The sequence below is a fragment of the Paenibacillus sp. G34 genome, assembly GCF_056856875.1.
On sequence record NZ_CM166469.1, the window covers coordinates 1,304,047 to 1,318,688 of the forward strand.

The 14,642-nt window shown below is 45.9% G+C and carries 11 protein-coding genes; 8 read left to right on the forward strand and 3 right to left on the reverse strand.

All coding sequences use genetic code 11. The features are described from left to right. Positions 1-154: 154 nt before the first annotated feature. The gene (locus tag AC1VYS_RS05730) at positions 155-1,156 is read left to right on the forward strand and encodes a Gfo/Idh/MocA family protein (protein ID WP_482913394.1); all 1,002 of its coding nucleotides are present in this window, start codon (positions 155-157) and stop codon (positions 1,154-1,156) included. A gap of 363 nt (positions 1,157-1,519) precedes the next feature. Further along, complete coding sequence (locus AC1VYS_RS05735; protein WP_482914920.1) at positions 1,520-2,170, forward strand: pyroglutamyl-peptidase I; 651 nt, start codon at positions 1,520-1,522, stop codon at positions 2,168-2,170. 1,024 nt (positions 2,171-3,194) lie between these two features. On the opposite strand, the gene AC1VYS_RS05740 is transcribed toward AC1VYS_RS05735, so the two are convergent. After that, positions 3,195-4,037, reverse strand: coding sequence for a 1,4-dihydroxy-6-naphtoate synthase (locus AC1VYS_RS05740; protein WP_482913395.1), 843 nt, complete (start codon positions 4,035-4,037; stop codon positions 3,195-3,197). Continuing rightward, the gene (locus AC1VYS_RS05745; RefSeq protein WP_482913396.1) at positions 4,034-4,873 is read right to left on the reverse strand and encodes a futalosine hydrolase; all 840 of its coding nucleotides are present in this window, start codon (positions 4,871-4,873) and stop codon (positions 4,034-4,036) included. The genes AC1VYS_RS05740 and AC1VYS_RS05745 overlap by 4 nt, the downstream gene beginning before the upstream one ends. 1,484 nt (positions 4,874-6,357) lie before the next feature. On the opposite strand from AC1VYS_RS05745, the gene AC1VYS_RS05750 reads away from it, so the two are divergent. The 5 genes from AC1VYS_RS05750 to AC1VYS_RS05770 all read left to right on the forward strand — a co-directional run bounded on the left by AC1VYS_RS05750 (position 6,358) and on the right by AC1VYS_RS05770 (position 12,204). Further along, on the forward strand, positions 6,358-6,747 hold the full coding sequence (locus tag AC1VYS_RS05750) for a GntR family transcriptional regulator (protein ID WP_482913397.1): 390 nt from the start codon (positions 6,358-6,360) through the stop codon (positions 6,745-6,747). After that, on the forward strand, positions 6,740-7,642 hold the full coding sequence (locus tag AC1VYS_RS05755) for an ABC transporter ATP-binding protein (protein ID WP_482913398.1): 903 nt from the start codon (positions 6,740-6,742) through the stop codon (positions 7,640-7,642). Before AC1VYS_RS05750 ends, AC1VYS_RS05755 begins: the two co-directional genes overlap by 8 nt. Continuing rightward, entirely contained in the window at positions 7,617-9,653 is a 2,037-nt protein-coding gene (locus tag AC1VYS_RS05760) for a hypothetical protein (protein ID WP_482913399.1), read from the forward strand. The genes AC1VYS_RS05755 and AC1VYS_RS05760 overlap by 26 nt, the downstream gene beginning before the upstream one ends. Positions 9,654-10,035: 382 nt before the next feature. After that, positions 10,036-10,995, forward strand: coding sequence for a hypothetical protein (locus AC1VYS_RS05765; RefSeq protein ID WP_482913400.1), 960 nt, complete (start codon positions 10,036-10,038; stop codon positions 10,993-10,995). A gap of 183 nt (positions 10,996-11,178) precedes the next feature. Continuing rightward, entirely contained in the window at positions 11,179-12,204 is a 1,026-nt protein-coding gene (locus tag AC1VYS_RS05770; protein WP_482913401.1) for an alpha/beta hydrolase, read from the forward strand. A 221-nt stretch (positions 12,205-12,425) separates the two neighbouring features. Here the strand turns inward: AC1VYS_RS05770 and AC1VYS_RS05775 are convergent, their stop codons facing one another. Further along, positions 12,426-13,604, reverse strand: a complete 1,179-nt coding sequence (locus AC1VYS_RS05775; protein ID WP_482913402.1) for a MalY/PatB family protein — start codon at positions 13,602-13,604, stop codon at positions 12,426-12,428. A 319-nt stretch (positions 13,605-13,923) separates the two neighbouring features. Here AC1VYS_RS05775 and AC1VYS_RS05780 point away from each other — a divergent pair, with 319 nt between their 5' ends. Further along, positions 13,924-14,613, forward strand: coding sequence for a stalk domain-containing protein (locus AC1VYS_RS05780; RefSeq protein WP_482913403.1), 690 nt, complete (start codon positions 13,924-13,926; stop codon positions 14,611-14,613). The last annotated feature ends 29 nt before the right edge of the window (positions 14,614-14,642 follow it).

Here is a 14,642-nt window from a genome sequence, read left to right on the forward strand (position 1 = left end):
TCTTAGCAAATCTGATGCAGAAATGAAATGTGATGAAGAGAAGCAGGTTTTCTGACGAAAACGTTTCTTTTTGGTAAAATAAGAGAGATACCACGTTGGCTGGTCTGAATCATGAACCTTGTAACACTCAAATTTGTAGTAGGAGGATGTACGGATGACACAGACAGCGGGACGGGATAAGGTACGGTGGGGCATTATGGGCACGGGATGGATTGCATCCCAGTTTGCGAAGGACCTGGTGCATGCCGGGAATGCGGAGAAAGCAGCGGTTGGTTCACGAACCGCAGGCAGTGCAGAGAAGTTCGCAGCCGAATATGGTTTTGAACGCGCTTACGCTTCATATGATGAATTGCTGCGAGACCCTGAGGTGGATATCATCTATGTGGCAACCCCTCATCCGGTACATAAGGAAAATGTGATGGCCTGCCTCGAAGCAGGTAAAGCGGTACTTTGCGAGAAACCTTTTGTGATGAATTCGCGTCAACTGGAACCATTGGTGGAAACGGCGCGAGAGCGGAAGCTTTTTCTAATGGAAGGCATGTGGACAAGATTTCTGCCGCCGATTGCCCAGGCACGGGCGTGGATTGCGGAAGGGCGCATTGGTGAAGTGCGGATGGTGCAGGCGGATTTTGGATTCCGCATTGGCTGGGAGCCGGAAGGAAGGCTACTTAATCCCGATCTAGGTGGTGGTGCATTGCTGGATGCCGGAGTATATCCGATCTCTTTCGCATCGATGATTTTTGGTGAACAACCACAGCATGTATGGAGCACAGCGCATATTGGGGAAACCGGTGTGGACGAGCAATTCTCCGTACTGTTGTCGTATTCGGAGGGACGTTCGGCGTCACTGAACGGTGCCATTCGTTTGAATCTGAACAATGAGGCTGTCATATATGGAACAGAAGGGCGAATTCGTCTGCCTTTTTTCCTTGCAGGCAAAGAAGCCTACTTACATGTGAATGGACAGGACGATCCCGAGAAGTTTGTGGATGATCGGACGTGTATCGGGTATGCGTTCGAAGCGGAAGAGGCGGGACGTTGCATCCTGCAAGGCCGCACGGAGAGTAACACCATGAAACTGGACGAATCTCTCGAAATCATGAAGTTGATGGACACGGTTCGGCGGCAATGGGGTCTGCGCTACAGATCGGAGTAAGAACGCTGGCTAGTGATGGGAAGGCACGTATTCATATTCATAATGCCCAAGATGCACGAAAGCGGGATGGAACGTTGGAAATGCCGGGCGAGTGAAAGATGGTAAGTTTAGAGACGTGGATTGGTGATATGTTCCATGCATAGGGCGACTGTTCCCTGTGAGTGATGTAGCGCAGTCAAGTTGTCGTGATGGGATCTGTGTTGTATCCGTGGAGAAATAAACAAAGGTTTGGTTAACAAGGGGCGCCGGAGTTGCCAAGCCTTGCAGTTGTATAGAGGAAGAACAGGGTTAATAAATAGCTGCTAATAGGCGAAGCAGGTTTTAGCATTTATATTATTACATCAGGAGGGAGTGCAGAAGTTGATGAAGTTACTGATTTCGGGGTTTGAGCCTTTTGGCGGGGATGCCGTGAACCCGACGGGAGCGTTAATGGATGCATTAGCGCATGAGGTAATTGAAGGGGCTGTATTAAAAACCGTGCTGCTGCCTGTGCATTTTGATGAATGTGCAGACTTGCTAATTGAAGAGATGGAGGCTTTTCAGCCGGATGTCGTTATTGCTTGCGGGTTGGCAAAAGGTAGAACCGCGGTCACGCCAGAGCGCATCGCGATCAATGTGAAGGATACTCCGCCCCGATCTTATGCGGACAATCAAGGCCAGCGCCCAGTGGACGAGCCAATTGCAATGGGAAGTCCAGACGGTTTATTTTCCACCTTGCCCATCCGGGCGATGGTCAATGATATGTTGTCAGCAGGCATACCGGCAAACGTCTCCAACACAGCGGGAACGTATATATGCAATAACACGATGTACCGGGTACTGGATTACATTCGGATACAACAATTGTCCGTGAAGGCGGGGTTTATACATTTTCCGGCATCCACTGAAATGGCTGTACTGGAGCCATCTGTTCCATCTTTGCCACTGCCCGTAATGCTGGATGCACTGCGATCCATGATCCGCACGGTCCTGTCAGAGGCCAACATAAATATAGAGGACGAAATAAAAAAATAAACTGCAAATAAAATGATCCAACGAAAGAACCAACGGATCAACGAACCAACGAAAAACCAAAGAGAGAACCAACCAATGAAAGGCGAACGTACCAACGAAAGAACCAACAAGCCAACGTACCAACGGATCAACGAACTAACATACCAAGGAAGCAAGGAGCCAAGAACCAAAGAACCAAAGAACTAACGAACTAACGTACCAAGGAAGCAAGGAACCAAGAACCAAAGAAGTACGAACCAACAAGCCAACGTACCAACAAGCCAACGTACCAACAAGCCAACGTACCAACGGATCAACGAAAGAATCAACGAACTAACGATCCAGCGATCTAACGAATCAACGAAAAACCAAAGAGAGAACCAGCCAATGAAAGGCGAACGTACCAACGAACTAACGGATCAACGAACTAACGTACCAAGGAAGCAAGGAACCAAGAAACAAGAACCAAAGAATTCAAAGAACCAACCAACAAAGGGCAGCTCCAGTACGTCACAAAGGTGGCGCGCGGAGTTGCCCTTTTCATATGTTCAGTGAAGTTAATGTTTAAATATATCGCCGATCTGAGGTTGGTTTTGCGAGCTAGTGCCCAATAAAAAGGGTGAACTTTGAATAGATTCAATGAAACTGCGCGTTAGACCCGACCCGATGAGCTTGCACAATTGTCTGGTGAAAAATCTAACGATCTCCACAGACGCTATTCACGCCAATTTGGTGGTTTTAAAATTCTAACGATCCGTAGGAACGCTATTTTACGAAAATAGACAAGATTGAGGTGGAAAAGAGTCATTTTCGGCGAAATAAGCTCCCTGGTGATCGTTAGAATTTACAGAGTGCAAAAATGGGCCAAATAAGCTCTGTCAGGATCGTTAGAGATACGCAGCTGTCAAAAGTCAGGCTCTAACCGGTTAGCAATAGCTTTGGCTATGCTCGTAGTTAAATAAACTAACAACATTTCAGTGCTAACCAATAAGCGCGAACCAATCATTACCAGTCAATAGGGAGCACCTAGCACTGTAATGGGAGGTCAGATTCGTAACAGGTTCAGGTCGAACTCGGGAACCAGTTTTTCTTGCATTGCTCGACCAAGCAGTGCCGTGATGGCTGCGTATCCATCTTCGCCCAAATTTGCACTGAATTCGTTGACGTACAGATCGATATGTTGAGCGGCGACATGGGGATCCATTTCCTGTGCGTGTTGCATCACGTATGCTTGGGATTCTTCAGGATGTGCCCAGGCATATTCCACAGAGGCACGAGCCCAGCCAGCGAGAGCATGAGCATCCAGATCACGTCGTGCAATAATGGCACCAAGCGGGATCGGCAAGCCTGTATCACTTTCCCACCAGTTGCCGAGGTCTGTCATCAGTTGCAAATTATAGTTTTGGTACGTAAAACGCGCTTCATGGATGACCAGTCCGGCATCAATCTGACCATCGCGAACGGCAGGCATGATCTTATCAAAAGGCATGACCACAATTTCACCGACACCGCCAGGGACATTTTGTGCGGCCCATAGACGGAATAAGAGATAGGCTGTAGAGCGCTCGCTCGGCACGGCAACCCGTCTCCCAGACAGGTATGCTGGGTCCGTTGTGCCATCAGCAGTCAAAACTAAAGGACCGCAACCTCTACCAAGCGCACCGCCAGCAGGTAACAAAGCATAGTTTTTCAGTACATAGGGTAGCGCTGCATAAGAGATTTTCATCACTTCGGGAATTTCGGGTCCGATAGGACTCGCAGCAAGGCCGTTCGTTATATCGATGTCCGCGTATCGAACCTCAAGTTCAGGCGCACCAGGAATCAGCCCGTGCACCCAGGCGTGAAAGATAAATGTATCGTTAGGACAAGGGGAAAAAGCAATATTCATGATGTAATAACCTCCCGTAAAATTGAACTTGCTGCTTGAAGCGCATCCAGGGCATCCTTGATGCGCCAAGCGTCGCGGTCGCGTGGACCGACCGCGTTAGATATACCTCGCAGTTCGAGCGCCGGCAGGCCGAACTGCTGCGCAGCTGTTGCCACGCCGAAGCCTTCCATACCTTCGGCGGCGGCATCCGGCACGCGGCGCAGCAGCTCCGCGGCCGTCTGCGCGGTTCCGGTCGCCGTGGACACGGTGACCGCAGTGCCCCCGCTGACAGCGAGCCCTGCACGCTGCAGCTCATGGCGCAGGCGCGCGGCAAGCACCGCGTCCGCCGCCACACGGGACGAGCCGAATCCGAGCTCGTCCACAGAGAGAAAGCCGTCTGGCGTCTGCGAGCCCAGATCGGCTGCAACCATAGCGTCGGCTACCACGAGGGAGCCGACGTCCGCCCGGCCGGGGAACCCGCCGCCGATGCCGGCACTGATTACCAGCCCATAGGCTGGTGATCTGGCGCCGGTTCCGGCAGCGGGCCCCGGCCCTGAAGATGCGGCGGATGCCTGTGCCGCATCACGTTCTTCTGGCGCGGCAGTGCCTTGCGCCAGTTCAAGTGAACTTGCCGCTGCAGAAGCAAAGGCTATGGCAGCGGCAGTTCCGGCAGCGGCCGAGGCAGGGCCAACGCCCGCCGCAATTACATCAAATTGGGCAGCGGCATCCTCACCCAAACCGCGAAGGATTGCATCCTTTTCCGCATCTACTGCCGTTACAATCAGTACGCGAGAAGTTGGACAGAACCTGGTTGTTGTAGCATCCTTATCTGAAAATGTACTTTTAAATGTATTCATTGAGCATTTACCTCGATTTTATTTGTAGTATTAATAGATACCAAACCCCAACCCAAGTATGTCCACTGTATGAGAACAAATGAACCTTTTTTGTCTTTTAAAGAGTGGACACCCCTCTCAAATAGAGTATGTCCCTCTGCTAATGTTCGAAATACTGTATATAGATAAAAAAATGACAAAATGTAAATTTTAATCTATATGTAGATTGGTATGTGAAGGGTATCATTCTCAAAAAAGTGTCCACCTTTTGTTAAACAAAATCACTAAATGTACACGACATGTGGACATGTTTTAATCCGATAAATTAAACTACTACTTAAAAGCTGAAATAACAGAACATCAGAATATTTGAATATTAGAACATTAGAATACTAGAATAACGAAACACCTAAACACCTAAACACCTAAACACCTAAACACCTAAACATCAGAACATCAGAACATCAGAACATCAGAACATCAGAATGTCAGATCGGCAAAAAGAACAATATTCCCACCATGTGATTACAGCTCTAAGGTGTGTCTGAAAACGCTGAAGGAAGCCTGTTTAGCTGAATTTTCGTTCCATGCCAGGAAGTGTACTGCAAGCGTACCGGGGCACGTCAAGGGAAAGTGATGAAGCAGGGGCGAAAAGTCAGCCCAAGATGTACTTCAGTAGGTGTCCAGACACACTTGATTTGCACAAAAATGTTCTGTACTAAATAAATAACAGAGCTTCTTCTGCCGGATACCCCCGAATATCCCCAAATATCCCCGAACACACACGAACACACACGAATACACACGAATACACACAAACAGACCCGAACACACCCGAACACATTCCTACACGCTCGCGCACACCCGAACTTGTCCTAACTCATCATAACGAAGGCACAAGTGCAGAACAAGCTTTCGAATATATTTTCACCCGATAGCGAGCATGTCATATTCAAACTATTCCCAATTATTTTCTCTCAATGCTGTATGTGATAAAAACGATCCAATGATCAAATGTGCAAACGCCAAACGTCAAACACAAAACGCCAGACGTCAAACGTCAAACATCAACACACATATTCTATAACAAGTCTGAATCATAAGCAGAGCTCGATAACCTGAAATAGAAAAACATGATCTTTAACAGGGCTTTCGTAAAGCACCCTCTAAAATTGTTTTCAAAAAACGAAATATCCTCTTAAGTTTTCAAAGAGTACAGGAAAATAAAGCGAAGTGTTTCTCTAATGCTATTTACATATGTCAATTATACCATATTAGCTGATTATTTATAAATTGTTGCTCTTCCCTCGGTTTTACGTTAAGGAGTCAAATTTAAGATTGACAAACTGTATTAACTGTATTATTAATAGTAGTACAGATGACACAGTGTAACCCAGAAGTATCATCCATCCATCTTTTAACCGAAAAACATAAATGCAACATGAACATCGGTCGTAAAGAAAAGAATGGATGACAGTTAACCCATTTAAGAGAGGAGGTGCGGGATGTTCGAATTGGATGTACGTAGCCGTAAGGCGATCTATGAGCAGCTGGTGGATAAAGTCAAAGAAATGATCGTATACGGTATTCTGAAACCCGATGAGCAGCTTCCTTCCGTTCGGTCATTATCAACACAGCTCACCGTGAACCCGAATACGATTCAAAAGGCATACCGTGAGCTTGAGCGTGAAGGTTATATTTATTCCTTGCAGGGTAAAGGAAGTTTCGTATCATCATCTGTGGAACATCCGAAGGAGGCTATGAAAGATGAGATCAGAGATTCCTTGGTAAAACTGATTGCCGAAGCTTCATTTTCCGGTTTAACCAAGGCGGAGATGACTCTGTTATTTGAAGAAGCGATGGCTCGCATAGAAAAGGAGGTACCTCATGATTGAGCTGAACCAAGTCATTAAAGCTTTTGAACAGGAAAAAGCCGTTAATGGCATAAGCATGCACATACATAAGGGATCGATTTACGGTCTGCTCGGTTCTAACGGGGCAGGCAAAACATCGCTACTCAAAATCATTGCAGGGATCTATCGACAAGACAGTGGAACTGTACGCATCAAAGGGGCAGAAATCTACGAGAATCTGGATCTTAAAGGCCGTACGATTTTTATGGCCGATGCACCGTACTTTTTCCCACAATCTTCGATAACTCACATGGCTCAATTTTACCGTTCCGTGTATCCACAATGGAGTGATGAGCGATTTAACCAACTGGCTTCTGTCTTCAAATTAGATGTAAAACGCAAGCTTCATCGCATGTCCAAAGGCATGCGCCGTCAGGCCGCGGTATGGCTGGGACTCAGTTGTATGCCTGAGGTGTTGCTGATGGATGAACCGATTGATGGACTCGATCCTGTCATGCGCCAGCAGATCAAAAACCTGCTGTTCCAGGAAGCGGCAGAGCGTCAGGTGACGATCATCATCTCGTCTCACAATCTGCGTGAGATTGAAGATCTCTGTGACCATGTAGCCATCATGCACAAAGGCCAAATTATCGTTCAGAAAGATCTGGATGACCTTAAGGCCGACACGCACAAGATCCAGGTTGCTTTCCGTCATCCGAATCATGCTGATTCGTTGAAAGAACAAGTTCACATTTTGCATGAAGAAAAAAGAGGAAGTGTCACTTTGTACATTGTTAAAGGTCATCGTGAAGATGTTACTTCGCAATTTCGTTTGCATGATCCGTATCTGCTGGATGTGTTGCCGCTAACGCTGGAGGAAATTTTCATCTATGAAATGGAGGGTGCGGGTTATGACATTCAACCGATTATACTTTAACCGCGGCATCCTGTACCAAAATTTTAGGCAGCATGGATGGCTCGGGATTGTTTATCTGCTTCTGTTATTATATTCACTTCCGTTATTTATCGGTACACAGTACCGGGATTATGCAGAAGAAATCAGCACTTTGTTTAGAGCGCGTGGAGAATTTCACTGGTTCTTCGCGATAACGGTTCCGGTAGTGATTGCATTATTCCTGTTCCGGTATATCCAAGCTGGTGGACCTGCCGATGTATACCACAGCCTGCCGCTGCAACGGAAACATCTGCTGACGATGAACCTGATGACGGGATATGTGATGATCCTGGTTCCTATCTGGATTACAGCTGGAGTTACGGCATGGGTGTCCGCGGCTCTGGATGAACCTGCTTTTATTTTTGACGGTAGTGTGATCTGGATGTGGGGCTTGACGATGAGTGTCATTTCGTTGTTCATGTTTATGCTGACCGTTGCGGTGGGCATGTGTATTGGACAGTCCATCTTACAAGGACTTACTGTGTATGGCATCAGCCTGATTCCATTAATTTTTTGGGGAACTTTTGGAATGCATTTGAAGCGTTATTTGTTAGGTTTCCCGGATGACGCGCTCATATCCAGTGGGGTAATCCTATCTCCAGTCGCCCGGGTTGGGTTGATGGAATATGCCCCGGGCTGGAGTGAAATTGGGATCTATGCTGCTATGACGGTGCTACTTATCGTCCTCTCCTATCTTTTATATCGCAAACGGCATGTGGAATCGGCATCGCAGGCCATTACATTCCGAATTGTAAAGCCGATTTTCCGTTTTGGCTTCATGTTGACGGTTGTGCTGACGTTTGGTGCGTACCTGGCGACAATTTCACTCAGAAATTCGGATATGTGGGGTATTGTCGGGTATGTCATCGGAGGCGTTGCCGGATACATTGGAGCTGAGATGATTATTCGCAAAACCTGGTTGATCTGGAACCGTAGCTTATTACCAAGGTTTGCAGTATACGGGATTGCAGCTGCGCTGATCCTATACGTGCCTGTTGCAGATTGGAACGGATATGCAGCCAACGTACCTTCCAGAGACAATGTAGAGAAGGTGCGTATTGGAGGCGATCGCTCTATCTACATTAATAATGACTATGTGAGGGTGGATGACGAAAAATTATACTCTAACACGGAGGGGTATATAGAGGCTGTTCTTGACCTTCATCAGAAAATTGTGGATGCCGATCGGTCTTTTCAGGACAGAGGACAGAATCAATATATACAAGGGGAAGAGAGCGTCATCATTGATTACAAGTTAAAGAATGGGAAAACCTTATCAAGGGAATACAACGTTTTAGAGCCCGCTTTTCAATCAGAATTAGAGAATATGAAAAACTGGAAAGATTACAAAATAACCAGATATGAAACTTATGGACTGGATAGCGATGTTCGCAGTATCGGTATTCGGTCAAGCATTCTTAATGATCGTACTGTGTACATCAGTGACCCTCAGTTAGTCCGTGAATTCAATGCATTGCTGAAATCAGAAATTCTAGATCAAACGTATCAAGATCAGAAATCTCCTTGGGAATCATTTGCGTCAGCCGACATCTATCCGAATGTGGATGAATCATCGGGCAAGCAGATACTGGATCGAACTAACGCTAGATCAACGTATGAGATTAAACCAACCTATACCCGTTTGATGGCATGGCTCAAGGATCACAAGTTGTATGATCAGCTTCAGGTTTCTGTAGATGAAATTGCCTCCGCCCAGTTTATTAAACAGGAGATCGATAGCCCCGGTAAAGTGAAATGGGTCTATGCTGATTCGCAATTTATCAATGAAAACCTGAACGGAAACAGGAAAGTCGCGACGAAAAACAAACAAATTATTAGCGAACTGATCCAGCGCCAAAGATCCGGAGTTAATACAAATCGGGACACTTTCTACCAGATTAAACTAAATATGCTCAAAGGCCAGGGCATATATATGATGTTAAAAGAGGAAGATCTCACCGAGAATATGAAAGCCATTCTAGGCGATCTATAACTTGTTTATTCTTCTGCACTGTCTGTAGCTGCAGGTTGTATCATTCACCATATTTGCTTGTTACAGAATGTGCATAATATTCCAACATGCATCTTGACCAAACGATTGTTATGGAATATATTAGGAAAAGTGGAGATTCAAGCAACGATTTAATTCATCGAATCTTATATGGAACGGCTCAGGAGGGAAGCACCCGTAAGAGCAGGCATATGCCTGACTTGCGGGTGCTTTTTTTGTCGTATACGGAATCGATCGCTGACCTGGAATCTTGAACTGCAAAGGAGATGTGTTCGATCGAGAGTATTGAATGGTCTCCCAACGACGAGTACGGAGGGAGTAGCAGTTGGGGTGTAAGACAAACTTGACAAGGGGGCAAAAGGATATGCATTTTAGCTTACAGAAATCTCAGTTGGCAGAGCATTCAACATTGGAACAGCAATCAAAGAATGGAGGGATCGTACATTCAAAGTGGGATCTGTTTATTCAGTCTTCATTAAACTTGTTTATTAGACATTCTATTTTACGAAGATTGAGTGTGATGTTAGCTGTAACATTCGGGATTGGAATGATGTGCAATACAGCAACAGTTCACGGCGAGGGGATCGAACTGAATGTAAACGCGCAGAAAGCCTGGAACATGGTATTAAACAAGGCGGATGCACAGACCAAGCGAAACTTGCAGCAATCGTATGAGACTGCCGGGCAATGGAAGTCACAGAAAGAAATGTGGGAACAAAAGATCAAGCAACTCCATACGACCAATGCGACTGAATTGATGAAGCTGCGCAAAGAAATCAGTGGCACTGACGCAGCAAAGCTGGCTGCGCTTCAGGAGAGCCTCGAGCATACGCGTGCAAGGTATGAACCGTTGTTCCAACTCTATAGCTCGTTGAACAAACAACTGTCTGCAGCCAAGGGTCTTCAGAGCAAAGAGTGGAGTTCTGCCATTCGTACTCAGGTCGAAACGTTGAAACCGCTGGTGCAGTTGGCACGGGAGGATATTCGTACGAAGAAAATGAACCTTGCTGAAGCACGGAAGCGGAAAAATAACGAGGTGAAGCGGCTGCGAACCATGTTAAATGGTACGAATACAATAAAAAAACAGATCAAAACAGCCAAGAAGCAGGTCAGCTTGTCCAGAGAACGATATATGAATGCCTTGCGGAACTTCAAACAAATACTGAAAAAAGGTGAGCCTTCACGTGCATTAAGTGCTTTGAATTCTTTGGTTTCTTCGGCCGAAAGGTGGTCGGCTGCAACCCGGGACATTCAAACGTTAGAGCAGAAGGTGTCCGCGATCTACGTCAAGGTTAGTCAGGAGATCCGTAACAGACCGAATTAAGAAGCCTAATTCTGCAAGTCGGCGGCTTATGATCTATCCTGTGGAAATGCATAAGAGAAACTTGATTTTTGCTGGCGCGTACACCTCTATAGAAAGATTAAGTCCATTGGACATGGAACGAGGTGTAAGCTGGTGCAACCAGGGCATAGGATGGAACGTCCAGGCAGAACTGAGTCAAAGCGTGTGAACAGAACAAAATCTAAGCGTAAAGGCAGATTTGGATTGAAACGAAAGCGTTACTGGGTTCCCATCTGTTTAATGATCCTGATTATCGGTTTTGTAGGAATCAGCGCACAGTTTACACCTAAAATAACGGTTTTCTTGCTGAAATCAGGACTTGAGCTCGCTACTTCGAACACAAATAGCAAACACACGAATGAATTGGAAGGGGTAACTCAGGTTACCGATGTGGTCTATGCGGATGAAGGCCGGCGCAACAGTACGTTGGACATTTATTATCCTTCCGCAGCAACTGAACCGTTGCCGGTCGTAGTGTGGGTTCATGGCGGCGGTTGGGTTATGGGCGATAAAGGAGACATTGCCGATTATGCGGTGCAGCTGAGCAAACGTGGTCATGTGGTGGTGAGTATAAACTATGCACTTGCACCAGGTACGACATATCCTGTGCCTGTTCAACAAACAAATCAGGCTTTAACTTATATCAGAGATCATGTCAGTCAATATCAAGGCGATCCGAATAACCTATTTCTTGCCGGTAATTCAGCGGGTGCCCAGATTGCAAGTCAGACTGCAGCGTTGCTCACGAATCCCAATCTGGCAAAACAAATGAATATAACGCCATCGGTTGAGCCTGGTCGGTTAAGAGGAACGCTTTTGTTCTGTGGCCCGTATAACTTGCGTACCGCTCAGAGTACAGGTTTTCCATTTATGCGCACGTTCCTCTGGTCATACACGGGAAGCAAGGTATACGAAGATGATCCAAATCTGGATCAAATGTCAACGGTACTTCAGGCTACAGGCGCATTTCCACCATCATTTATCACTTCTGGTAATGATGATCCTTTGACCGTACAATCGATGGAATTAGCGGAAGTGTTGAAGCATCAGGGGGTTACAACAGAAACGTTATTTTTTCAATCATCCTCCGCAAAATTGGGGCATGATTATCAGTTTGATCTGAGTAGTGAAGCTGCACAGCAGGCGCTACAGGCATCCGTGCAATTTATTCAGAATCATAGAAATAAGTAACCGAAAGGTTCAGATAGTAAGGTTAGGTAAGGTAAAGGTAAAGGTAAAGGTAAAGGAACAGGAACAAGAAAAATTAAAATGAATGAGGATGGGGAGCGAGGATGGCGTAAGAAAACAGAAGATAAATAAATGCAAAGTGAAATGGACTGTTGGCATAAAAATAAGGTGTCACAGCAGTAATCATGAAAAAACATGATATGACTGCTGAGACACCCTGCTGTTTACTTCTTGACCAGCACTAGCAATCTGCGCATAGCTTCTTCAACTGTCGCACGTGGACAGGCTACGTTTATGCGCATGTATCCGGAACTTTCCTTACCAAATACAATCCCGTCATTGAAAGCGAGCCCTGCCTCATGAAGCAGTTTCTTGCTTAATTGCGCATGAGTCAACCCTAATCCACGGAAATCGACCCATAACAGATAGGTTGCTTCAGGTAGATGTACCCGGACGCCAGGTATATGCTCGGCAATAAATTGCTTCACGTATTCCATATTACCTCGAATGTAAGCAAGACACTGATCGAGCCAGCTTTCACCACTATTATAAGCCGCTTCGGTTGCCACAGCTCCGAGTGTACTGATGCTGGATAATCCCATGGTGGTCACACCATGGGCAAATTGTGCCCGCAATTCGGCGTTGGGAATGATGATATTGGATGTACATAATCCGGGAATATTGAACGTTTTGCTTGGTGCTGTGCAGATGATGCTGTGTTCTGCGATCGCTTCGGAGATCAGACTAAGCGGCGTATGAGTTCCCCGCTCATATACCAGATCGGCATGAATCTCATCCGATACGATGAGTACATTGTATTTTAGACACAGCGATGCAAGTCCTTCCAACTCCTCGCGGCTCCATACACGTCCAACTGGATTGTGCGGGCTGCACAGGATCAGCATTTTGACCTTACCCGTCTGCAGACTGGTTTCGAGTTGTTCCAGATCCATCGTATATTGCCCTTGGTTCTCGATTAGTGGATTTGTGATAAGTTCTCTGCCCTGGTCCTGTACCACATTATAAAAGGGAGGGTATACCGGAGTCTGGATGACTACGGCATCACCAGGTGAAGTGAATTGTTGTACCGCTATGCTGAGCGCCGGTACGATCCCGGGTGTGAATACGATCCAGTCCGCATGGATTTGCCAGTTGTGACGTCGTAGCATCCAGTCCGTAACTGCGGCGTGGTAGGCCTCGGTACGTAGCGTGTAACCCAAGATGCCGTGTTTTATTCGGGTCTGCAAAGCTTCAACAACAGACGGGGGTGCAGCAAAATCCATGTCGGCCACCCACATGGGGAGTGCATCTGCCACACCAAAGGTTTGCTCCAGCCCGTCCCATTTCTCGGAAGCAGTGGATAACCGGGCAATCGGTGTATCAAACAAATTGTGATTTATCATAACAATGAAGTCCTCCTTGGTTACATTCATTCGTTGTTACGTCCTACAAACAAGAAATCATTATCTAATACATCTTCATTTTTCGCAACTTCCAAACCATTTTTATATGACCCAAGTCCTGATTTGTTGAGATATCGTTTACAACATACGATCAAGTGCTTATGATATGGCTAATATAAGATGAGACTCCTTAATTATCTAGTACAGCTCATTGTTATACGAACTATAAGTATCCGAATCATATCTATGATTATCCGTTTTATTCAATTAAAGATATAACGTCAATTTATATTTAACTGAAAATGGGAGGCAAAAGAAAATGAAAAACAAAAAGTGGCTGATTGCTGCAGGTGTATTTGGTATGGTACTAACGGGATCGGCAGGTGTCTATGCAGGTACACAGCTGGAGACGATCAAAGCCTATCTGAACCACGGACTTGCCATCGAAGTAAATGGACAAAAATTTACACCAACAGGTGACCAAGGCAAAAAGCTTGCGCCAATTACGTATCAAGGCAGTACATATCTTCCGGCTCGTTCCATTGCAGAAGCGTTGAATACAGAAGTGAAATATGATGCTAAAAATAATAAGGTAAGCATTGGTGCTTCCAGCTCCTCAGGTGGATCTGCATCTACTGGTGGCGGTAGTTCAACTCCCCCATCGACAGGTACGAACACAACAGCATCAGGAGTGAAATCCAAGTACCTGCCAGCGGATTTTCCATTGCCTAAGGATGCCAAAGCGACAAGTCTGATCGAGAACGTTGTTGATGGAAATAAAAAAGTGGTTCTTATCTATACAACCAAGGATAGTCTGAGCACCCTCGCTTCATCTTATAAAAACTATTATCAGAATAAAAACCTGACTCAAAATAGTGAGGATATTCAAGCTGACGAATTCAGCATTTTAGGTCGCGAGGAAGGCAAGTATGCTGTAACGATTACAGGTAACCCCTCTTCAAGCAATAATGATTTAAATGAAGTTACGGTCATCTGGGGAGAAGAATAAGCGAGTTCGCATGTTGTTTGATTTTAAAA